This window comes from Streptosporangium sp. NPDC020072, assembly GCF_040631445.1.
Taxonomy (GTDB): domain Bacteria; phylum Actinomycetota; class Actinomycetes; order Streptosporangiales; family Streptosporangiaceae; genus Streptosporangium.
Map to the genome: position 1 here is coordinate 177126 of NZ_JBEYAB010000015.1, position 21450 is coordinate 198575.

Annotated in this window: 18 protein-coding genes; 11 read left to right on the forward strand and 7 right to left on the reverse strand. The window is 71.9% G+C overall.

The features are described from left to right. The first annotated feature begins 65 nt into the window (after positions 1–65). From ABZ470_RS32510 to ABZ470_RS32545, 8 genes are all read left to right on the forward strand, one after another. Positions 66–1241, forward strand: a complete 1176-nt coding sequence (locus ABZ470_RS32510; protein WP_362916250.1) for a hypothetical protein — start codon at positions 66–68, stop codon at positions 1239–1241. Continuing rightward, the gene (locus ABZ470_RS32515) at positions 1226–2827 is read left to right on the forward strand and encodes a hypothetical protein (RefSeq protein ID WP_362916252.1); all 1602 of its coding nucleotides are present in this window, start codon (positions 1226–1228) and stop codon (positions 2825–2827) included. Before ABZ470_RS32510 ends, ABZ470_RS32515 begins: the two co-directional genes overlap by 16 nt. Next, on the forward strand, positions 2824–5190 hold the full coding sequence (locus ABZ470_RS32520) for an RAMP superfamily CRISPR-associated protein (protein ID WP_362916254.1): 2367 nt from the start codon (positions 2824–2826) through the stop codon (positions 5188–5190). Before ABZ470_RS32515 ends, ABZ470_RS32520 begins: the two co-directional genes overlap by 4 nt. Further along, positions 5187–6776 carry an RAMP superfamily CRISPR-associated protein gene (locus tag ABZ470_RS32525; protein WP_362916256.1) on the forward strand — a complete coding sequence of 530 codons (1590 nt, stop codon included), beginning with the start codon at positions 5187–5189 and terminating at the stop codon, positions 6774–6776. The genes ABZ470_RS32520 and ABZ470_RS32525 overlap by 4 nt, the downstream gene beginning before the upstream one ends. Beyond that, positions 6773–7342, forward strand: coding sequence for a CRISPR-associated protein Csx19 (gene csx19, locus ABZ470_RS32530; RefSeq protein WP_362916258.1), 570 nt, complete (start codon positions 6773–6775; stop codon positions 7340–7342). Before ABZ470_RS32525 ends, csx19 begins: the two co-directional genes overlap by 4 nt. Continuing rightward, positions 7339–9543 carry a TIGR03986 family CRISPR-associated RAMP protein gene (locus ABZ470_RS32535; RefSeq protein ID WP_362916260.1) on the forward strand — a complete coding sequence of 735 codons (2205 nt, stop codon included), beginning with the start codon at positions 7339–7341 and terminating at the stop codon, positions 9541–9543. The genes csx19 and ABZ470_RS32535 overlap by 4 nt, the downstream gene beginning before the upstream one ends. A gap of 44 nt (positions 9544–9587) precedes the next feature. Further along, the gene (locus ABZ470_RS32540; RefSeq protein ID WP_362916262.1) at positions 9588–11825 is read left to right on the forward strand and encodes a hypothetical protein; all 2238 of its coding nucleotides are present in this window, start codon (positions 9588–9590) and stop codon (positions 11823–11825) included. Between the two features lie 160 nt (positions 11826–11985). Then, on the forward strand, positions 11986–12987 hold the full coding sequence (locus ABZ470_RS32545) for a hypothetical protein (RefSeq protein ID WP_362916264.1): 1002 nt from the start codon (positions 11986–11988) through the stop codon (positions 12985–12987). Between the two features lie 48 nt (positions 12988–13035). On the opposite strand, the gene ABZ470_RS32550 is transcribed toward ABZ470_RS32545, so the two are convergent. Further along, complete coding sequence (locus ABZ470_RS32550; RefSeq protein WP_362916266.1) at positions 13036–13236, reverse strand: DUF397 domain-containing protein; 201 nt, start codon at positions 13234–13236, stop codon at positions 13036–13038. Beyond that, positions 13224–14054: a helix-turn-helix transcriptional regulator gene (locus tag ABZ470_RS32555; protein WP_362916268.1), complete on the reverse strand. Its 831-nt coding sequence runs from the start codon at positions 14052–14054 to the stop codon at positions 13224–13226. The genes ABZ470_RS32550 and ABZ470_RS32555 overlap by 13 nt, the downstream gene beginning before the upstream one ends. Before the next feature lie 141 nt (positions 14055–14195). On the opposite strand from ABZ470_RS32555, the gene ABZ470_RS32560 reads away from it, so the two are divergent. After that, positions 14196–14645 (forward strand): ATP-binding protein, encoded by a 450-nt coding sequence (locus ABZ470_RS32560; protein ID WP_362916270.1) that lies wholly within the window; start codon positions 14196–14198, stop codon positions 14643–14645. A gap of 10 nt (positions 14646–14655) precedes the next feature. On the opposite strand, the gene ABZ470_RS32565 is transcribed toward ABZ470_RS32560, so the two are convergent. Continuing rightward, positions 14656–16389, reverse strand: coding sequence for a glycerol-3-phosphate dehydrogenase/oxidase (locus ABZ470_RS32565; RefSeq protein WP_352015528.1), 1734 nt, complete (start codon positions 16387–16389; stop codon positions 14656–14658). An 81-nt stretch (positions 16390–16470) separates the two neighbouring features. Further along, positions 16471–17349, reverse strand: a complete 879-nt coding sequence (locus ABZ470_RS32570; protein ID WP_362916273.1) for a LysR family transcriptional regulator — start codon at positions 17347–17349, stop codon at positions 16471–16473. Between the two features lie 79 nt (positions 17350–17428). On the opposite strand from ABZ470_RS32570, the gene ABZ470_RS32575 reads away from it, so the two are divergent. Continuing rightward, positions 17429–18325, forward strand: coding sequence for an EamA family transporter (locus ABZ470_RS32575; RefSeq protein ID WP_362916274.1), 897 nt, complete (start codon positions 17429–17431; stop codon positions 18323–18325). Continuing rightward, positions 18322–18951, forward strand: coding sequence for an NAD(P)H-binding protein (locus ABZ470_RS32580; RefSeq protein ID WP_362916275.1), 630 nt, complete (start codon positions 18322–18324; stop codon positions 18949–18951). The genes ABZ470_RS32575 and ABZ470_RS32580 overlap by 4 nt, the downstream gene beginning before the upstream one ends. Here the strand turns inward: ABZ470_RS32580 and ABZ470_RS32585 are convergent. From ABZ470_RS32585 to ABZ470_RS32595, 3 genes are all read right to left on the reverse strand, one after another. Continuing rightward, positions 18945–19649, reverse strand: a complete 705-nt coding sequence (locus ABZ470_RS32585) for a DUF5710 domain-containing protein (RefSeq protein ID WP_362773103.1) — start codon at positions 19647–19649, stop codon at positions 18945–18947. The genes ABZ470_RS32580 and ABZ470_RS32585 overlap by 7 nt on opposite strands. Before the next feature lie 79 nt (positions 19650–19728). Beyond that, positions 19729–20283, reverse strand: a complete 555-nt coding sequence (locus tag ABZ470_RS32590; protein WP_352015533.1) for a hypothetical protein — start codon at positions 20281–20283, stop codon at positions 19729–19731. Positions 20284–20286: 3 nt separating this feature from the next. Further along, a complete protein-coding gene (locus ABZ470_RS32595; protein WP_362916277.1) occupies positions 20287–21435 on the reverse strand; it encodes a hypothetical protein in 1149 nt (382 codons plus the stop codon). Between the last annotated feature and the right edge of the window lie 15 nt (positions 21436–21450).

The following is a 21450-nucleotide window of genomic DNA, read 5'->3' on the forward strand; positions in this document are numbered from 1 at the left end:
CCTTCGAAGCCGTCGTCCATCAGTAGTCGACGAGAGGCGGGAACGACGGATGGGGCGGTGCGGAGATGGGGCTTCCCCGGGCCAGGAGCGGGACGGGCAGGGCGAGGGAGGTGCTGGCGGGGACGTCCACATGGGCGGTCGCGGCCCTGGCCGGTGTGGCCGCCGCGGTGGCCGCGGGCACGCTGCCCGATGTGATCAAGAGCTGGCTGGGAGAGCAGCGGCCGTTCCTGACGGTGCTGTGCGTGGTCGCGGCGGGGGTGTTCGCCGGGATCAACCTGTGGCAGCAACGCGGCAAAGGGGTCGGCATCGTGGTCGCCCTGCCGAGGGAGGGGCGGCGGGACCCCTGGGACGGCCAGTGGGTGGTCGCGGCGTCCGACCACGCCCGGCGTGGTCACGACTCCTGTTTCACCGTACGGCGGACCGTCCCTGCGTCCGGATCCGGCACCGAGGGGAAAGCCGGGGAGAACGCCGGGGGTGAGGCGGCCCGTGAGGACGCGCTGGAGGTGGCCTACGAGCTGGTGAGCGCCCGGCTGACCGAGCTGTCCGCGGCCGACCCCTCGACGCCGGTGTCCCTGTACGTCAACGCCGCCCTGCCCGACGCCTTCGAGCTGGGCGCGAAGTTCAAGTTCCACATCCAGCGTGAGCTGCGGGGAATGCACGAGATCCCGGATCGGGTCACGCTGCCGCAGCGTTCCGAACGCCCGCACACGGACTTCTTCCCCGCCGTCCGGATCAGCGGCCGGTTGAAGGACCCGCTGAGCCCGGCGGAGGCCGTACGGGCGGCGAAACTGGCCGAGGTGGTCGAGGAGCCGGATTTCGAGAGCGATCCCGAGGGGCGGGCCGTCGCCGTCGTCGTGCACCTGTCGGACAACCCGCTGATGGTCGCCCAGGCGCTGCGCGCGGCGGGCACGGGGTGCGCGGACACCCGGGGAGAGTGGGCGCGGTGCCGGGCCGCGCTGGTCGTCGACGGTGGCCCGGCCAACCTTCCCGAGACGACCGCCGACTTCGAACTGGTCGTACGGCACGTCTACGCGGCGTGGCGCGCCTGGACCCGGGCCAGACCGCAGTACGCGGGCCTGACCCACCGCCTGTTCATCGCCGCCCCCGCCAGCGTCGCCTTCACGCTGGGCTGGCTGTTCGGCCACACGGTGCGGGTCGTCGAGCCCTCCCACGAAACGCCCCCGCGCTCCCCCGGGACGGAGCCCCCTCACGAGACAGGAGAGACATGCACCTCGTCATGATCGGCACAGCCGGTCTCCAGCGCTACATCTTCGCCTCGGGCAAACGCCGGCAGATCGTCGGGGCGTCCGACCTGATCGCCCGGGTCGAGGGCGAGTGGGCCGACCACGCGCTGGAGCAGGTCTTCCCCGGCTTCGACAGGAACGGCTGGCGCATCGACACCCATGACGCGGAACTGCTGGTCGCGGGCGCGGGCGGCGTCACCGTGCTCGTCAGGGACAGAGCGGCCGGGAGACGGCTGGTGACGCGGATGAGGCTGGTCGCGCTGGAAACCGCCCCGGGGCTGGACATGTGCGGCGTGATCGTCGACTACGAGGAGGGTTCGTTGGCCTCCGCCGTACAGGAGGCGCGCAGGAGACTGCCGACGGTGCGCGAACGACAGCCGGGACCGCTGGCGCGCTTCCCCCGCCTGCCCATCGTGGCGGACTGCGCGTCGGACGGGCTTCCCGCGAAGGGCCTGCACGCCGAGGGAGAGGACGAGGCCGCCCGTCCCGAGTCCGCCGTGTCCGAGGCGAAACGCGTATCACGTCCGAACGCGCTCTCCCGGATGTCCGCCATCGCCGGAACGGACCGGGCCACGATGAGCGGGATCATCGACCGGCTCGGGTTCGAGGCCGAGTGGGTGGCGGTGGTCCACGCCGACGGTAACGGCCTCGGCGAGGTCTTCGGCGGCCTGGACGACCTCAGCGCGGAGGGCGCGTCCCTGCCGCCCGGAGAACGGGACCGCCGCCACGCGGAGAGGTTGCGCGCCCTCTCCCGCGGTGTGGACGGCTGCGCCAAACGGGCGTTCGCCGCCGCGCTGCGGCTCACCGCCGGCGAACTCGCCTCCCGCGAACCCGTCCCCGTCCTGCCGTTGATCATCGGAGGGGACGACCTGACCGTGGTGTGCGAGGGAACGGTCGCGCTGTCCTTCGCCCGGCACTACCTGGAGCGCTTCGAGCAGCTGACGAAGGAGGACCTCCTGCTGCGTCCCGTCCTTGAGCGGCTCGGGCGCGACGGTCTGAGCGCCGCGGCCGGGGTGGCGATCGTCAAGCGCAACTACCCCTTCCACTTCGCCTACGAGCTGGCCGAGGAGCTGACCAGGGAGGCCAAGGGGGTCAAGAGCTGGAGCTCGGCCCTGTCGTTCGTCGCGCTGTTCGAGAGTTCGGCTCCCGACCTGGGCCGTATCCGAAGCTCGGCCGCCCTGTCCGGCGGCGGGGGCCGGTCGGCCTCGCCGTACCTCGTGGGAGCGGGCTGTGCGAACGGCCTGGCGTCCGGGCGGCGCTGGGGGGACCTGCTCGAAGGGGTCGCCGCGCTGCGGCGGCGTGACCCGGTCTCGGGGGAGGTGCTCCTGCCCGGCGGTCTCGTGCACGAACTGCGCGAGGGGATGCGCCTGGGGGAGGAGGTCGCGACGTCCCGCTTCGAGCTGGCGCGCCGCCGCTTCGAGAAGGACGCCGTGCGCACCGGGGCCCTGCTCGCCCTGGCCCGGGACGGCGGCCTCACATGGACCGACCCCGAGGGGAGAACCGTGACAAGACTGCTGGACGTGCTGGCGGCCCGGCCGTTCGTCCCGGAGGGACCGGAGAGGTCAGAGGGAGGAAACGCGTGACGGGCGAGTTCACGATCTCGTTGTTCATGGTGAGCGACTGGGGGGTGGGCACGGGAAGGGGGGCCTCCGGATACGTCGACCGGCTCGTCCAGCGCGAGGAGCAGTCGTCCGCCCTTGCACCCGCTCCCCCGGTCGTGCCCGCCAAGACCCTGGTCGGCGTCTGGCGCGACTCCTGCGAGCTGGCGGCGTACGCCCTGGACAGCGGCTTCGTGGGGGTGTGGCACGCCTGGGTGAGATACCTGTTCGGCGGCCAGTACGCCCCCGCGAGCAGGACCCCGGAGGCGGCGAACAGGACGTCGAGCCCGGCGGCGCTGACACTGGACGGCCCGCTGCGACTGCCCGGCAGACTCGCCGAGGTGCTGCGGGAGCGGCCGCACGTCGCGCTGGCGACGACCTTCCGCAAGCCGGGTGTGGCGGTCGATCCGCGCACCGGCGGCGCGGAGGAGGGCATGCTCCGCTTCGAGGAGATGGCCAGGAACGGCGTCACCTTGGAGGGCCGGGCCAGGATCGACGGATTCGACAAGCTCGATGAGGCCCAGCGGGAGGCCGCCGTCGCCCTGTTGGACGCCGGGGCACGGTTGCTGGAACAGATCGGCGGCAAGCGGCGGCGTGGTCCTGGCCGCTGCCGGATGACCCTCGACGGCCCCGGCGTCTCCCCCGAGTGGACGCCGCCGCCCCCGGACGGTGTCCCTCCGCCACCGGACGGTCCACGGCACGAGGTCGCCGACCGCCCGGAACCGGCGGGGACGGCGGGCCCGGGATGGGAGCGCGTGGAACTGCTCGTCACCGTGGAACAGCCGGTGCTCGTCGCGGCCACCGTGCTCGGCAACGTCGTCAGGGGCGCCGACCACCTCCCCGGCTGGTGCCTGATGCCGGAGGTGGCCAGGAGGCTGGGCGGCGGGGCGCACGCCCTCGTCCGCACCGGAGACCTGGTGGTCACGGCGGCCTTCCCCGTGTCTCCCTCGGGAGCCGGGACGCTGCCGGTGCCCAGGGTCCTGGTGCACGAGAAGAACGCGGACGGCACGGTGATCGGCAACCAGATGGCGGAAGGCGGGCCGTCCAGGGGCAAGCCGTACCGGGAGGGGTACCTCGTGCCCGAAGGGCCGGAGAGGTACACGGTCGTCACCCCGGCCGGCACGGTACGCATGCACAACACCATCCAGGACGACCTGCAGCGGCCCACCCGGGAGGTCGGCGGCGTCTACGTCTACCGGGCGCTGGCCACCGGGACGGTGCTCCGCGCCGAGGTGCGGGCCCGTACGGGCACGCTGGACGACGGCTGGGCGAGGCGGCTGGCGGGACGCTGGCGGATCGGCCGCTCGGCCAAGGACGACTACGGAAAGATCCAGGTCACGGCCACCCCGGTCAGCGCTCCGACCGGCGTTCCCCCGGCGGGTGGGCGCGGCGACGGCGAGCTCAGGATGTGGTTGCTGTCCGGCCTGCTGGTCCGTGACCGCAGACTCCGGCCGAGCATGGACCCGCGTGACGTCGCACGGGCGCTTGAGCGGGCGTTCGCGAAGGCGGGAGCCCCCGGCGTACGGCTGGAGCCGGTCACCGGGACCGAAGAAAGGCCAACGTCCGGGACCACCGGGAGGGGAATCACCTCCGCTCTCGGCGAGCAGCGCACCGACAGCTGGCACCGGGGGTGGAACCTTCCCCGCCCCACCCTGTACGGCCTCGCGCAGGGAAGCTGCCTGACCTTCACGGTGAAGGACGGCACACTCACCCCGGAGGTCCTCGCCGAGGTACGGGCCGCGGGGGTGGGTGAGCGCAGGGCCGAGGGGTTCGGCCAGGTGGAGTTCGACCACGACGTCCTGCTCTGCCCCGTCGACGCCTCCCCGTCCGTGTCTCCCGTACCGGCTGGGCCCGTCGGGCCCGTCGGGCCCGTCGAGCCGCTCGCGCCGGACGAGAAGGGACACCGGGAGGCACGCGTCTTCGAGCGCGCCGCCTGGCGTGCGGAGATCCACCGGGCCTGCGAGCGGATCAGGGCCGACCCGGCGTCGCGTGCCCGGGTCGTCCCCGCCCGGGTCTCCGGAACCCAGCTCAACGCGCTGCGGCGGATCGTCCGCGGCCTGCCGTCCGGCCGCGCGGAGAGCGAACTGCTCTGGCTCACCAGGAACAAGGCGGGACGGCCCTCCTGGCCGAAGGAGGCGGTGACGGCCCTCAGAAGGCTGCTGACCGACCCCGAAACGGTCTGGGAGCTGCTCGAACTGCCGCAGGACCGGCTCGTCGTCACCCGCGACGGGATCGAGAGCCTGCGGGCCGAGCTCCGGCACGAGGCGGTGCGCGTGCTGATGGACTCCTGCCTCGCCGCGCACGTCCGCGACGAGGCGACTTCGACGGGCACCGGGAGCGAGAGATGAACCCGAGGGCGAGACACCGTTTCACCAGCAGGATCAGGGCACGCGGCTGGCTGCTCACCACGACGCCGTTGCACGTCGGCGGCCTGGGGCACGACCCGTCCGAGCCGTTGCCGATCGCGCTCGACGGCCAGGGCAGGCCGTACGTCCCCGGCACCACCCTGGCCGGAGTCCTGCGGCACTGGATGGACGGCGCCTCACCCGGCGCGCTGGACGACCTGTGGGGGTCGACGGACGAGGAGGGCCGCGCCAGCCGCGTGGTCGTCGCCGACGGCCTCGTGACGACAGAGCACCGTCTCGACGAACACGGCCTGCCCGCCGCCCCGCTCGACGTCGCCGCCCTGGAGTTCCGGCCCTCGGTGGGCATCGACAGGGTGACGGGGGCGGCGGCCCCCGGGTTCCTGTACGGCAGGGCCGTCGTCCCGGCGGGGCACCACGTCAGGCTGGAGATCGACATCGAGTCGGACGACGACGCCGCTCTCGACGAGGCCAGGATGGACGCGCTGCTCACGGCGCTGCGTGCGGGGAAGGTGCGTTTCGGCGCGGCGACCGGCAGGGGTCTGGGCGCGGTACGGCTGCTCGACGACCCGTTCGAGCTGGTCGTCGACCGGTTCGACTCCCCCGAAGGGCTGCTGGCCGTACTGCGGAACGATCCCGCGCGCCGTCGCGGGGTCGAACCCGCGCTCCGGACCGATCCCGAGCTGCCGCCCGCCAGAGAGGTCCTCGACGTCCGGGTGGAGTGGCGGCCCCTGGCGCCGGTGATGGTCAGGGCCGGGGCGAGCGGCCTGTTCGCCGACACCCTGCCGCTCACCACCCGGGTCGACCGTCGTCACGTCACGCTTGTCCTGCCCGGCGGGTCGATCAAGGGGGTGCTGCGCAACCACGCCGAGCTGGTCGAACGCACCGCGCGGCGTGTCCCCGGCCTCCCGGTGCCGTTCGACGCCTCCGCGGCCGAGCACAGTGCCGCCTTCCGTGCCCGGCTCGACCAACTGCCCGCCGTACGGGCCCTGTTCGGCGCGGCCCGTGACGGGCGGGAGCGTGGGGCGGGGGCGCTGCGCGCCGAGGAGTGCGCGGCCCTGGTGACCGTCCCCGACGAGCTGTGGGACGCCGTGACCGGGGCGGACACCGGAGGCGACCCCGGGGAGTCCGGTGGAGACGAGGAGACGCGGGAGGGGGCGCTGGCCGACTCCGTCCGCGACCGGCTGGAGGACCTGGGGATGGCGCGGGCCGACCACGTCGCCCTCGACCGGTGGACCGGCGGAGCCGCCGACGGGCGGCTGTTCACCGTGCTCGAACCTCACGCGGTGAAGTGGGAGCCGATCAGGCTCTCCGTCGACCTCACCCGTCTGGGTTCCGGCTCCGAGGTCGCGCTGGCCCTGCTGCTCGTCACCCTTCGCGACCTGGCCGGAGGGCGGATTCCGCTCGGCGCCTCCGCCAACCGGGGGTTCGGCGACATCGAGGTCGCCGAGATCGTCCTGACCGGCCCGCCCTGGGCACGGCCGGTCACGCTGCCGCAGGCCCTGAACTCGCCGGAGGCGTCCTCCGTGGCACGGGCCTGGACCGACTACCTGGCACGGGAGGTGTCATGACCGTTCTGCACGCCGCCGCCGTCACGGGTCTCACGTTGCCGCGGGCGCTGGAGGCGTCCGGCCTCGACGGCGGGTGTGCCCTGCTGACGACGCCGTCGGCCTACCGGGTCGCCTCGGTGACGGGTGGGACGTGCCGTACGCCCGAGGGGGTCGTCGACCTGTCGGCCGTCTACGAGGCGCGGGTCTTCACCGGGGAGGCCGAGCTGCGCTGGACGGGGGAAAGCGCGGTGCTGCTGGCCGAGGATCGCGCCTCGTTCCCGCCCGCGTTCGACGAGGAGGTGGAGGACCTGGAGGCCTTGACGACCCTGGACAACCACTACCTCCTGTGGGGCGTGGTCGACGACTCCGCCTCGCCCGGCCCCGGCTGGGTCGCGCTCTCCTCCAGCCGGGTCGGCCGCCTGACCGTCCCCATGGCGACGGCCGTTCCCCGGTCCGAGGGGCACCACAGGCGGGTGCGGTTGCTGACCCGCGAGTACGTCGTCGTCGGCGACGACCACGGCAACGTCCACGTCGCCGAGGAGCGGCTGATCGGCTTCGAGACCTATCGTGCGAAGGGAATCGCGTGACGACCGGCGAAGAGGGGTTCCTCAACCCCTACACCTTCATTCCCGCCTTCCCCAGGGACGCCCTGCCCGACGCGTTCGGGGACGCCCCGCCCCCGTCGAGGGACCGGCTGCGGGCGGGGTGCCTGACCGGCCGGATCGCGGTGACGCTGACCGTGGAGACCCCGCTCCTGCTTCTGGACACCACCCGCGCCGTCCCTGCCTCGACGGGGGAGAAGGACCACCGGGTCTACCCCGTACGGCTCCGCGACGGCCGCCCGCACCTGCCCGCGACCACGGTCAAGGGCATGCTCCGCGCCGCCTACGAGGCCGTGACCAACTCCCGCTTCGGCGTCTTCGAGGACCACGACACCCCCTTCGGTTTCCGGCGCGAGGCGGGATACGCCCTGGGCATGGTGCCGGTGTACGTCGCCGGGGAGGGGACGCTCTTCCGTCTCCAGAGCGCGTTGTTCGAGATATACGACAAGGAGAGTGGCGAGAACCTCTACCCGGACGGCGACCTCCATGCTCCTGTGCACATGGAGCGCCTCCGGGCGGTGATCAAAAAAACCAAAAACGGCGAAAAAGTGGTTGATTTCGCTCCGGCGGACTCGTCCGTAACGCTCACCGCGGAAAGAGGGGAGAAGGTGGTCAGCGGCATCGCCTACATCACCGGCCCCAACGTCGAACGCAAGAGGTACGAGCGGTTCCTCTATCTGCCGCCGGGAGACAAGCCGTCTCCCCTGCCCCTCGCCCGGGAGTGGAAGGCGCTGGCCGAGAACTGGGAGTCGCTGATCCGGAACTACCGTGCCGCCCACGACGACGACGAGCTTCGCCGGAGGCGGACCCCGGACGGCCTGCCCGCCGGGCCGGACCAGCGCGTCGGCGACGGGCCGGGCCGACTCGCCTGGAGCCCGCACCTCCACGACGAGAACCACCTGCGGCTGAGGCGTTCCGCCATCTGCTACGCCAGGCTCGTGGACGGCGGGGTCGATCGGCTGTATCCGGTTCTCATCCCGCGGGACCTGTACCCCGTCGCCCCGGCGGAGCTCCTGGGAGAGGGCCTGGCCCCGGCGCCCTCCTACGAACGGCTGTCCCCGGCCGACCGGGTTTTCGGGTGGGTGGCGCCGAAGGGGGCCGGTGTACGGCCCTCGGCATATCGGGGACGGCTGCGTGTCGGCCCGGTCACCTGCGACGGCACCGCCGCGGAAACCGTGGACAGATTCGAGGGGGACGGCCTGCCGCTGGCGATCCTCAGCCGCCCCAAGCCGCAGCAGGGACGGTTCTACCTCGCGGAGTCAAGGCAGCGTCCCCAGCGGCCGATCAAGGACGGCACCCCGAAGGAGGAGCTCTACGCGCAGGAGCGGGGGCTGCGCGGCAGGAAGGTCTACTGGCACCACGCGGGCCTGGACGCCGGGAAACACTGGAGGATCCCCGGCGCCGAGGACCCGGCACAGGCTCCGGCCGGTGGCCGCCACCGGGAGTACGCGCGTTCCTGGAAGGCCGCCGACGACAGCGGCCGGCTGACCAGGGACCGGCGACGCCACGAGACCGTCCCCGGTGCCGAGCAGCGCGACTCCCAGAACCGCTCGATCAACGGCTGGGTACGGCCCGGCACGGTCTTCCGGTTCACCGTCGAGGTCCGCGACCTCGACGAGCACGAGCTCGGGGCACTCGCCTGGCTGCTCGGCCTGCCGGAGGGACACTTCCACCGGCTGGGGTTCGGCCGCCCGCTCGGTTTCGGCAGCGTCCGGCTCGCCGTCGACCCCACCGGCACCGAACTGCACACGGGGGCGGAGTACGCGGCGTACTACCGAACCCTCACCGGCGGCCTTCCCGCGACCGACGGCGTCAAGGTCCTGGACGAGGCGAGACGGGTCTTCGAGAAGGAGGCGGCCGCCTCTCCGGCGCTGTCCACGATCCGCGACGCGATGCTCACGGTGTCGCGCGGCGACCCCGCGCTGCCGGTGCACTACCCCCGCACCCGCCCGGACGGGTTTCCCCCCGGGGTTCCCGCGCCACCGGATCCGAGGGGCAGGAACTTCGAGTGGTTCACCGTGAACGAGCAGGACGAGAAGTCGCCGAGAATCCGGACGAAACGCTCGCTCCCCGGCCTGGAGGCCACCGCTCCCCCGCTCAGGATCTATCCGAAGAAAGCGCTGCCCGAAGAAACCATAAGAAAAGGCGCCAACGGCCCCCGGCGGAAAGGTGGTAACAAGAGATGACTCCATAAGAACGGGGGGCGGCCATTCCGGACAAGAGCGACGGCGTGCTGCTCGTCCACGCCGTCGGTGGCGGAGACCTGGGGCTCACTTCCACACGGACGGTTCCCGTTCTCAACGACACCCCCGAGGCGACGGGCACCGACCGCAGGCCGCTGCGGAAGCTCTTCGAGGCGCTGCCGCCGGTCTCCGCGCTCGCCCTGCTGGGGACGACCAACCCGGGCGGCCCCCTCGGCCTGCCGTTCGCCCACTGGGCCACGGAGATCGGGGCCCGTCTCGCCTCCGAGGAGGGACTGTGCGGGGTGCGCCTCGATCCCGGCGCGGTTCACGTCGTCGAGGTCGAGGAGCCCCGGATGGAGGCCGCCTCGCTGTCCCTGACGGCCTGGCTGGCACGGCACCGGCCGGAGAGGGTCCTCATCAGCTACGGCTCCGGGGCGTTCGCGCTGAGCGCGGGCGCCCTGTGCGCCGCGCTGGAGACGTGCGTTCCCACCGGCCTCGTGCACATCGACGAGCCGCGCAGGCCGTACACGCTGGAACGTCCCCCGGACATGGCCGGGCACATGGAGTCCTGGCTGCTCAGGCACCGGTTCTGGGACGCGCTCGCGGAGACCGACCCCGGCGACGGGGAGCTGTGGCGGTTGCTGGCCGCCCGGCAGGCCGGGGACACCCGGCTCGCCGCGCGGACGCACGCGAGCGACACGATCACTCGGGGGGAGCTGGCGAAGTTCGCCGAGTTGCGCCCCACCATGCAGGCGGCCCTGTTCGAGCGGCTGGGGCGTGGCGAGGCCGCCGACCACGGCCTGCTGCGGGCCTGGTTCGGTGACCGGCTGCGCAAACTGTTCCGCGACGACCGGGATGGACTGCCTGTCCGGGTCAGGGAGCAGATCGAACGGCTCATCACCGCGCTCGGCACCCGGGACGACGACCAGGGCCACCTGTCCGGGCGGATCAGGCAGACCGCCCGCCTCATCGACGAGCGTGTGGACGCCGCCTGCGTCCGGCTGCTCAGGGACCAGGCGCTGACCGACCTCTACGCCAGGGCGTCGACCCACCGGGCGCATCTGCTGTCCGAACCCATGGGGCCGGGGCCGTTGCCACCCGGGCTGCTGACGGCGGCCGACCAGTGGGAACGGGGCGACCAGGGGGTCAGGCTCGTCGCGAGGACGGGCAGGACCGGCTGGCCCGTCCTGGGCAGCGGGGACGTCCTCGGACTCCTGGCCGTCGGACTGGACAGAGGCGACGGCCCCGCCGACGGCCGAAGGGACGCCGAGGACCGGCAGGCCATCCGGGTGGTCCTCACCGAGCTGCGCAGGCGGCTGGACCGGCTGCCGCGCAGGGGCGTCCCGCGACTACGGCTGCCGGCCAGCCCCGAGGCCGCGCGGCGGGCGCACGCGCTCGCAGGCTGGGCCTCCTCCGTCGCCCTCGACACCGACGTCCGGGTGATCGAGGACGTCTCCGGCGGCATCGAGCGGGTCCGCGAGGTGATCGTCACCGCGCTGCGGTCCGAGGCCGCGCCCACCGGCCGCACCGGCTCGGGCAGCCCCCGCGACATCGACGAACTGCTGCTGGTGCTCAACCCCGGGCCTCCGGCGACGAACTACGGCATGATCGCGGCGAGCGTGGAGTGGTCGCTGACCGCGGCCTGCCCGCTCCACGTCACGGAACTGGTCGGTCGCGGAAACGCCGCCCCCGAACTGCGCGGCGGCCGGCCGGTCCTGGCGCGTCTCGGCGCGGACCACGTCCTGGCCCGGCTGACCGCGAGCGCCGTCCACCGGCTGGACCTGCGCACCGCCGTACGGCTCGCCGGTCGAGGCTCGTCCCGGCTGCGCGAGTCGCTGCCCGCGATCGAGGAGCTGGAAAAGGACCTGTTCGGCCCCGCCCCTTCCACCTGGACGGAGGGGGAACAGCGTGCCGCCGCGCGCAGGCGTCTGGGGTTGATCGCGGCGGCGTGCGGCGACCATCCGGGGCTGGCTGTCTACCTCGCCGTCTCCGCCCTCCAACCGGCGCTGTTCCCCTGGGGGGCTTGGAAGGACATGCGCGAGTCGCATCCCGCCCTGCGGGAGCTCGGACGGCGGGCGAACGAGGCCCTGCACGGCCACGCGCTGGACAGGCTCGACCGGCGAGGCCGTTCCGGCAACGGCGCGGACGGCCGTGGCGACGCGCGGGCGGTGTTGGCGCGGGCGATCGGCGAACTGGGTGGACCACTCAAAGGAGACGACGAGCTTATTGTTCGCCATAAATCGCTCATCGCCGAACTCTCTCTCGTATATCAGGAAAACGGTTGACGGTGATCGGACCGGCTGGAATTCTGATGCCGTTCAACGGCCGGTGCCCGCGAGCCTGAGCGGTTGTCTCCGCTCCCTCTGAGGACCTCGGATGTCGAGGTCGACGTCATGAGAACGCGCCCCGAAAAGCGCGTCCTTTCGTCATTCTCGGAGGAGCACCATGCACCTCGGCGATCTCGCCGCCCCCGATCGCTCGGCCGCCTTCCTCGTCTACCACGCGCTGATCTCCCCCACGCTGCGGGACCTGATCCGGGGTCCGCTGCGCAGGGCCAGACACGGCGGCCGTCCCTGCAGCGGGGTCAGCGGGACGCACTGGTGCGACGAGTGCGAGCAGGAGACGAACGACCGCCTGCTCGACGGATACGCCCCCCTCCGCAGGGCACTGGCCGGAGACCCGCCCCGCACCCGGGCGGGCGAACCGGTGCGCGAGCTTGAGACGGTCGCCCGCTGGGTGGCCTCCCCCGAGGCCGCCCGTCAGGACGTCGGCCACGCGGCCCTGCTGATCCGCAGGCGGCCCAGCGACGGGGAGCCCGCCGCGATCCGCGCGGCCCGCGCCCAGCTCGTCCACTACCCGCTGCGCAGCCTGGAGGCGCAGGTACGCCGCAAGGTCGCGACGGCCAGGGGAGCCTCCGCCCAGCCGCTGCGCGACCTCAGGCAGGCCGACTGGGCCGCGCCGCTGCGCCGGGACCCGGTCGCCTTCGCCCTGCTGACCGACGCGGTCGTACGGCTGCGCGGCGTCACGCGCGATCTGTTCGCCGTTCCCCCGGCGGTGCTCGGCGAGCACGGGCTGGACGTGCGAACGGCGCGGAGGCTGCTGCGCGACACGCTGGAACGGCTGCGCGAACTACGTCCCGCCTTCTACACGACCAACGTGGCCGTCCACCTCGGGGAGCCCTCCCTCCCCCACGTCCACCCGCCGACCCCGGAGGAGGTGATCATCCACGGCGAGGAGGAACGGCTGGCCCGCGGGACCCTGGCCACGCTGCTCGGCGACAGGCGCGCGCGGTACCGGCCCCTGATCGAGGCGGTCCGCGCCGCCGTCCCGGAAAGCGGCCCCGCCCTGGTCGAACAGACCGCCCACGACCTCGGCCTCACCCCGAAGGCCGCGGAGAGGTTCGTCAGAACCCTCATCCGCCTGATCTCCCGCGCGAACCTTCTCTGACTCCGTCATCAAAGGACCCCGGTGGTTCCGGGGTCCTTGACGTACGGCCTAGCCGAGATGGCCGTGCTTGACGGTGGTGATGAAGGCCGACCACCCAGCGGGGGCGAAGAACAGAGCGGGACCAGAGCGGTCCTTGCTGTCACGGACGCCCACTCGCCCTTCGGACAGCCTCGCGACCTCGACACAGTTGCCGCCATCCGGTCCCGAAAGAGAGGACTTCGTCCACACGGCGCCGGTCAGGTCATCCATCTGCTTCTCTTCTCCTCGATCAGAACAAGGGATTCGCGCTGGGACAGGGATTCGGCACGGATCGCCTCGTACCACGTCAGCGTCTCCTTCACCTCGCTCGGCTGGTCGGTGGTCTGCCCACGCAGAGCGGATTGCAGATACACGGTATCGGCCATTCCCACGGTCTGTGCAATAACAAAACCGCCCAGCAGACCGGTGGTCGAACGTGCGACGTACGGAAGGACCTGGATGGTGATGTGCGGAAGTTTGGCCATCTCCAGCAGATGGTCAAGCTGTCTCAGCATGACTTCATCACTGCCCACAGGGCGCATGAGCACGCCCTCGTCCATGACCACCCAGAACATGGGCGGTTTCTCACGCCGGAAAACCCCTTGGCGCTCCATTCGGGAGGCGAGTGCGTTCTCCACGGCTTCGGAGGAGACACCGGGCTTTCCGCTGAGAACGGCGCGAGCATATCCCTCCGTCTGGAGGAGTCCGGGGACCGTGAGCGGTTCCCAGGTCCGGAGGCTTTCCGCCTGCTGCTCGATCTCCACCCATTCTCGGAACCACGGCGGGATCTTGGCGACCATGTTGTCGATCATCGCCTTGAGGCGACTGAGAGCTCCTTCGAGTTCGAGTGCCTCGTCACATCTTCTGACGAAGTCATCAGTCGGCGCCCTTCGCCCGGTTTCGGTCATACTTACCAAACCGTACGAATACCCGATCCTGTTTGCCAACGCCGTCTGGGACAGCTTCGCGGCCGTACGGTATTTCCGCAGCTCATAGCCGAAGTAGGCACTTGGTGACAGCGCCGGATCGAGATCCTTGAGACCGGGCATCGAGGCTTCCTCCATTGTTTAAGCCACGGTTTAACAAAACCGTTGATCCTCCGTTCAACCCGTTTGACCACTGACCGTAGCTGTGGCCTGCGAATCTGGTCAGGCGAATCCGAGAACACGGACGACCAGGCAGGGAAAATCATGGATCTTGAGGAGTCCCGTCTAGACAATCGCTGGACGCTCCTGGGCGCGGAGACGTTCGCCCTCGCACCGGAAGTCGTTTCGGAAGCCCGTGCCCGCCTTCGTCAATGGCTGGGAACCGACCATCCCGTATATGAGAGCGCGGAACTGGTCGTCTCCGAACTGGTGACGAACGCGGTCGTCCACTCGACGAGAGGAAGGCTGTACGGAAACAAGGTGAATCTGACCGTCACCGGTTCGGAGACCCGGATCTACATTCAGGTGGTCGACCCCGGTGGACCCTCGTGGACACCGACCGTTCCCCGGGAGATACCGCCCGACCGGATAAGCGGCCGTGGACTGTGGCTGGTCACACGCCACTCCCGGCAGTGGGGCGTACGAGACTACGGATCTCTCGGCCGCGCCGCGTGGGCCGTACTGGACATCCCGAAGAACCCTGATAACCGCTGAAGAACACGGTTCACGACGCCGGGCCCACCACCGGGACTATCTCCGGGGCACCCAGGCGGATGGCGTCGGCCTCCTGGTCGGTGTCCTGTTCCTGGGAGAGGCGTTCGGCCTCGATCCGCTTGGTGTAGTGCTCGATCTCCCGTTTGATCTGTTCGTCGTCCCAGCCGAGCGGCCCGGCCATCAGTTCCGCGGCCTCCTCCGCCACGGCCAGTCCCCGGTGGAAGGTCTCGATCGAGATGTGCGTGCGTCGTGACAGCGCGTCGTTCAGGTGCCGCGCCCCCTCGTGGGTGGCCGCGTGGACGATCTCCGCCCTGAGGTAGTCGTCGGCCCCGGTCAGCGGGAGCGCCAGGGACGGGTCCCGTTCGATCAGCGTGATGACCTCGTCGATCAGCGAGCCGTACCGCTGGAGCAGGTGTTCGATCCTGGCCACGTGCAGGCCGGAGGAGCCGGCCAGGCGCTGCCGGGAGTTCCACAGGGCCTGGTAGCCCTCGGCCCCGGCGAGCGGGATGCGGTCGGTGCACGACGGCGGGACGCGCTGGTCGAGGCCGTGGACCACGGCGTCGACGGCGTCCCTGGCCATCACGCGGTAGGTGGTGTACTTCCCCCCGGCCACCATGACCAGGCCGGGGACCGGGTGGGCGACCACGTGTTCCCTGGAGAGCTTGGAGGTCTCCTCCGACTCGCCCGACAGCAGGGGCCGCAGCCCGGCGTAGACGCCCTCGACGTCGTCGCGCGACAGCGGTACCGACAGCACCCGGTTGACGTGTTCGAGCACGTAGTCGATGTCGGAGCGGGAGGCGGCCGGGTGCGCCCTGTCCAGGTCCCAGCGGGTGTCGGTGGTCCCGATGATCCAGTGGCGGCCCCAGGGGATCACGAAGAGCACCGACTTCTCCGTGCGCAGGATGATCCCGGTGAGCGAGTGGATCCTGTCCCGTGGGACGACCAGGTGGACGCCCTTGGAGGCGCGGACGTGGATCTGCCCGCGTCCGCCGACCAGTTCCTGGATGTCGTCGGTCCACACGCCGGTGGCGTTGACGACCTGGCGGGCCCGTACGTCCAGTTCGACGCCGTCCTCCAGGTCGAGCGCCCTGACGCCGGTGACCCGCTCCCCCTCGCGCAGGAAGCCGACCACCTGGGCCCGGGAGGCGACCTCGGCGCCGTAGGTCGCGGCGGTCCGCAGCATGGTCATCACGTAACGGGCGTCGTCCACCTGCGCGTCCCAGTACTGCACCGCCCCGGAGAAGGCCGTACGGCGCAGCGCGGGCGCCAGCCGCAGCGCCCGTCTGCGGGACAGGTGCCGGTGGCCGGGGACGCCCCGGGTGAACCCGAGGGAGAAGCCGAGCGTGTCGTACAGCGTCAGGCCCGCCCCGACGTAGGGCCGTTCCCAGCCCAGGTGGGTCAGCGGGAACAGGAACGGCACCGGCCTGACCAGGTGGGGCGCGATGCGCTGCAGCAGCAGGGCCCGTTCCTGGAGCGCCTCCCTGACGAGGTCGAAGTTGAGCTGTTCCAGGTAGCGCAGCCCGCCGTGGATCAGTTTGGACGACCTGGAGGAGGTTCCCGAGGCGAAGTCACGGGTTTCGAGGAGTCCCACGGTCAGCCCCCGGGTCGCCGCGTCGAGGGCGACCCCGGCGCCGACGACTCCGCCGCCGATCACCACCACGTCGAGTTCCTGGGCGGCCATCCGCCGCAGTGCCGTGGCCCGCTCGGCGGGGCCGAGCCGAGCCGTGCCCATTCGCGCCGTCATGTGCATCCCCCCGGGGTACGGGTCACCGGCTTGCTCCCAGGTACCTACCCCCTCGTTCCGTCCGTTACTACCGGTCGGTAGCTATTCGCCCGACTCGACGCCGAGGATGGCGAGGAAGGCGGCGGCGGCCGGGGTGTGGCCGGTACGGCGCCAGATGACGTACTCGACCCGGCTCGGCGCGTCGGTGACCTCGATCGTGACGACCCCGGTGAGCCGGGGCACGTAGGCGCTGGGGAGCATGGCCACCGCGAGGCCCGGCCCGACGAGCCGGGTGATGTAGTCAGCGGTGGTCACCTCGAAGGCCACGTCCCGGCTGAGCCCGGCGGCGGCGAAGGCCTGGTCCGACTGGATGCGCCCGGCCGTCCCCACGGGGAAGTCCACGAACACCTCGCGGGAGAACCTGCGGAGGGTGACCGTGGGTTCGGCGGCGAGGGGATGGTCGCGCGCGACCACCGCGACGAGCCGGTCGCGGGCGAGTTCCCGTACGGCGACGCCCTCGGGACGCGCCGTGGTCGGCAGCCCGAGGAAGGCCACGTCGTCGCTTCCCTGCCTGACCTGCTCGGCGAGGTCGTCGCTCGCGCCGACCCGCAGGCTGATGCGCACGTTCGGGTACCGCTCACGGAAGACACGCAGCGCGTCCGGGATGTCCACCGCGGCGACGGTGGGGATCAGGCCGACGGCGAGCCGTCCGCGCACCTCCCCGACGGCCGCGGCGACCTCGGCCGCGGCGCGTTCTGCGGCCTCCAGACACTGGCGGGCGGCGGGAAGGAACGCCTCCCCGGCGGGCGTCAGCCGTACCCGGCGGCTGGTGCGTTCGAAGAGCTTCGCGCCGAGTTCCCGTTCCAGGCGCGCGATCTGGTGGCTGAGGGCGGACTGGACGACCAGGCACCGCTCCGCGGCCCGGGTGAAGCCGCCGGTCTCGGCGACGGCGACCACGTAGCGCATCTGCTGGAGTTCCATGGATCTATCTTGATTCACGATCGATGAGCTGACAAACATGTGTTGGACTCATCGATCGTCGTCCCGTGAGACTGCGAGGGTGACGAATCCAACCAATCTGCCGCGTACGGTCCTGACCGCGCTCGCGCCTCTGGTGTGGGGCACGACCTACGTCGTCACGACCGAGCTCCTGCCCCAGGGGCATCCGCTGTTCGCGGGGCTGCTGCGCGCGCTGCCCGCCGGTCTGCTCGCGCTGGCGATCACCAGGACGCTCCCGAGGGGAGTCTGGTGGGGCAGGGCCGCGGTGCTCGGCGTGCTGAACATCGGCCTGTTCCTGCCGTTGCTGTTCGTGACGGCGGAACGGCTGCCGGGCGGCGTCGCCGCGACCCTGGGCGCGGCCCAGCCGCTCGTCGTCGCCGTCCTGGCCGTGACGGTCCTGCGGGAGAGCCCCTCCGTCTGGCGGATCCTGTGGGGGGTGGTGGGCGTCGCCGGGGTCGGCCTGGTGGTGATCGGGCCGAACGCGGCACTCGACGCCACCGGGGTGGTCGCGGGTCTCGCGGGCGCGGTCGCCATGGCGCTCGGTGTGACGCTCACCAAGCGCTGGGGACGACCCGCCGGGGTCGGCCCGACCGCCTTCGCCGGCTGGCAGCTCACCGCGGGCGGCCTGTTCCTGGTCCCGGTCACCTTCCTCGCCGAAGGGGCGCCTCCGGCGATCGACCTGAACGCCGCCCTCGGCTACCTCTGGCTGGGGCTGGTCGGCGGCCTGCTCGCCTACGCCCTGTGGTTCCACGGCATCACCGTCCTGCCCGTCACCTCCGTCGCGGTCCTGACCCTGCTGTCGCCGCTGGTCGCCGCCGCCCTCGGTGTCGTCCTGCTCGGCCAGACGCTCGGCCCGGTCCAGCTCGCCGGGTTCGGGCTCTCGCTCGCCGCGATCGTCGCGGGCCAGCTTCCCCAACCCGCCCGCCTCACCCCGTCCATGGAAAGGAAGACCTCATGAGAATCGTCGTCGTCGGAGCCGCGGGCATGGTCGGCTCGCGCGTCGTCAGCGAGGCCGTGAACCGGGGCCACGACCTCGTCGCGGTGTTCAGGAGAACCCGGCCCGTCTCACCGCCCGGCGTGGTCCTCGTCGAGGGCGACGCCGACGACTCCGGCCACATGGCGGGGCTGTTCGACGGCGCCGACGCGGTCGTGGCCGCCACCCGGCCCGTCCCCGGGCGGGAGCACACCGTCGCGGCGACCACGACGGCGCTGCTCGACGCCGCCGCGAAGGCCGGCACGCGCGTCCTCGTCGTCGGGGGCGCCTCTCCCCTGCGGGTGCCGAACGATCCCGGCCTGCTCGTTCTCGACAGCCCCCGGTACGTGCCCCCGGAGATCCGTACCATCGCCGCCGCCAGCGCCGCGCAGCTGGACGCCTGCCTGGCGCATCCGGCGCGCTGGGTCTACCTCAGCCCGCCCGCCCTCCTCGAACCCGGGATCCGCACCGGGGAGTACCGGCGCGGCACCACGACCCTCATCGCCGACGCCGACGGCACGTCCCGGATCTCCGCCGAGGACCTCGCCGTGGCCGTACTCGACGAGCTGGAGAACCCCTGCGGGGACCGGCACCTCACGGTCGGCTACTGACGGACACCCCGTAGCCGTCGCTCGGCCTGGCGGACGCGGGCCGCCGCCTCGGGGGGAGCGGCCAGGGTGACACCGGCGTCGGTGAGGATGCTCAGGTCCAGGGTCCAGGTGATGGCCGAGCGGGTGTGCCACTCGGCGAACGCGGCGTCGATGTGGGAGTCGGCCTGGCCCGCGCTCATCCCGGTGACGGCCCGCAGGTGTGCGACGGCCTGGACCTCCTTGCCCTGTATCTGGGCCAGCCCCATGTGGGTGACGGTGTGGCAGTCGGTGCACAGGCACACCAGCCGCCGCAGCGCCTGGGTGCGGGCGGCCTTGTCGTAGGACCAGCGCTCGTGGGCCTCAAGCCAACGCTGGACGACCCGGTCCTCACCCCGGCCGCAGATCTCGCAGCGGTGTGCGGCGCGCCGGGTGATCATCCGGCGCAGCCGTTCCCAGTCGCGCCGGTCGACGCAGGACCGGACGTTGGTGAACCAGCACGAGGTGGGGACCAGGTCGACGAACAGGCCGGAGCCGAAGGCGCGGTCCTCACCGGGCAGCAGGTCGGGCACGTCCGGCAGCGCCGCCCAGCGCTCCAACCCGGTCATACCGGCCTGAGGCGCGTACCACCTCCTGGCGGCCGGGTCCCACCGGGCACCCAGCGCCTTGGCCTCGTCCTTCTCGTCGTAGGGGACGTCCAACCAGAACCGTTCGGCAGCCATGCGTGATCTCCGTTCGGGGGTGAGGGGCCACCTGCCATCGGATCACGACACATCCCACCTGTCAGGCATATTTCTGGTTCTATACCTGCTCGGCGACAACCATCCTGGTACGGCGCCAGGCCACCGCGAGCAGCCCGATCAGCACCCAGAGCGGGACGGTGCCCACCGACCAGCTCAGGGCCATCGGCGGCCCCGGCTGCGGAAGCACCTGGAGGTCCTTCATGACACCCTCCCCCCGCCCCGAGGGCCCCTCGACGGCGAGGGAGAACCTCCAGGTGCCCTCCCTGGGCAGGGCCAGGGTGTCCATGCCCCACACCTCCCGCTTGCGCGGGTGCTTGGCCAGCCTGCTCCGGTGCTTCTGGCCTCCGGGCCCGGCCATGGTGATGGTGCCGTGTTTGCCGCCGATCCCGTCGTCGGGGGTGAAGGTGAAGTCCAGCGACTGCATGGCCCGCAGCGGCCAGGTGCTGAACCCCACGGTGACGCCGTACGGCCCCGCCTGGATCCGTTCGGTGTGCACGGTCTCGACCGGCGGATAGGCCAGGGCCGGGGTCGCGCTCGCCAGGACCAGGCCGGTCGCGGCCAGCACCGCCGCGACGGCACGCCGTGAACCGGAGAGAGAACCGAGAGGAGACACGGGTCACCGACCTTCCTGAGACGTGACGGGCGCCATCACGCGCAGCATGACGGCGAAGCGGCGGCCGAGGAACCCGGCCAGGGCCCCGGCGAGGGCGCCCACGGCGACCGTCGGCGCCAGGGGGAGGAACGACGGCAGCGAGTGCCCGTAGGCCAGGATCGTCTGTACCAGCCCACAGGTCGTGACGAGCGCCCCGACCAGGAGGCCCGTCAGCGGCGCGGCCAGGAGCCCGGCCCACCGGCGACCCACGGCCCGCATGATCCCCCAGGTCAGCACGGCGGCCACGAGCAGGGACATCGGCATCTGCGAGGGCACCAGCGGCGCCGCGGGCACGTAGTCGCGCAGCGGCAGGCCGACCCCGGCCGCGTACGCCCTGGTCGCCCAGGGCGAGAACCACCACAGCAGGCCCTGGGCGAGCGCGAACGCGACCCCGAAGCCCAGGATCAGCCGGGTGTCGCGCAGGAATCCCACGGCGGTGAACACCGTCAGCGTCGTCAGGAACGTGACACCGACCGCGATGGCGTCCACCGGGCCGCCTTCGAACGCCTCAAGCCCCTGCGCGGCCACCAGGCTGAAGGCCAGCGTCACGATGAGGGCGAGCACGGCGCCGACCCTGGCCCAGGGGTGCTCCATGCCCGCGGCGAAGACCATCACGGCGCCGACCATGCTCAGCGTGATCGACAGCAGCAGGCCGATGTGCGGGGGTGAGGCGATCACGGCGTCGAAGCCGTACAGACTGTGCCACCACAGGTCGAACAGGCCGTAGAGCAGGAAGCCCGCCGAGCCGGTGCCGGAGACGAGGTAGCCGAGCGGCGCGGCGAAGGTCCCGCCGAACACCCGTACGGCCCGGCCGCCGACGGTGGCGTCGATCGCGCGGTCGTTGCGCCTGGCGGCGGTCGTCATGAGCACCACGGCCAGGCTGGCCAGCCCGGACAGGGCGCTGCCCGCGTACAGGAACAGGTGCGGCAGGGTGAAGAAGGTGTCCGGTCCCACGTCGATGTGCCACTGGATGTCCCAGCTCGCGGCCGTCAGCGAGAACGCCGCGCCCAGCAGGACGACATAGGCGGGGACCCACCCCTTGGGCGTGGTCACCGCTCGGGTGGACGCCGGGGCACGTCCGCCGATCGGCAGCGCCCCGTCAGCGACGGTCATCGTTTCCTCCTCGGT

Bases quoted from the DNA above. Each gene is read 5' to 3' on its own strand.
- ABZ470_RS32510 (WP_362916250.1), top strand. From the start codon at position 66: ATGGGGCTTCCCCGGGCCAGGAGCGGGACGGGCAGGGCGAGGGAGGTG.
- ABZ470_RS32515 (WP_362916252.1), top strand. From the start codon at position 1,226: ATGCACCTCGTCATGATCGGCACAGCCGGTCTCCAGCGCTACATCTTC.
- ABZ470_RS32525 (WP_362916256.1), top strand. From the start codon at position 5,187: ATGAACCCGAGGGCGAGACACCGTTTCACCAGCAGGATCAGGGCACGC.
- csx19 (WP_362916258.1), top strand. From the start codon at position 6,773: ATGACCGTTCTGCACGCCGCCGCCGTCACGGGTCTCACGTTGCCGCGG.
- ABZ470_RS32545 (WP_362916264.1), top strand. From the start codon at position 11,986: ATGCACCTCGGCGATCTCGCCGCCCCCGATCGCTCGGCCGCCTTCCTC.
- ABZ470_RS32550 (WP_362916266.1), bottom strand. From the start codon at position 13,236: ATGGATGACCTGACCGGCGCCGTGTGGACGAAGTCCTCTCTTTCGGGA.
- ABZ470_RS32555 (WP_362916268.1), bottom strand. From the start codon at position 14,054: ATGCCCGGTCTCAAGGATCTCGATCCGGCGCTGTCACCAAGTGCCTAC.
- ABZ470_RS32560 (WP_362916270.1), top strand. From the start codon at position 14,196: ATGGATCTTGAGGAGTCCCGTCTAGACAATCGCTGGACGCTCCTGGGC.
- ABZ470_RS32565 (WP_352015528.1), bottom strand. From the start codon at position 16,389: ATGACGGCGCGAATGGGCACGGCTCGGCTCGGCCCCGCCGAGCGGGCC.
- ABZ470_RS32570 (WP_362916273.1), bottom strand. From the start codon at position 17,349: ATGGAACTCCAGCAGATGCGCTACGTGGTCGCCGTCGCCGAGACCGGC.
- ABZ470_RS32580 (WP_362916275.1), top strand. From the start codon at position 18,322: ATGAGAATCGTCGTCGTCGGAGCCGCGGGCATGGTCGGCTCGCGCGTC.
- ABZ470_RS32585 (WP_362773103.1), bottom strand. From the start codon at position 19,649: ATGGCTGCCGAACGGTTCTGGTTGGACGTCCCCTACGACGAGAAGGAC.
- ABZ470_RS32595 (WP_362916277.1), bottom strand. From the start codon at position 21,435: ATGACCGTCGCTGACGGGGCGCTGCCGATCGGCGGACGTGCCCCGGCG.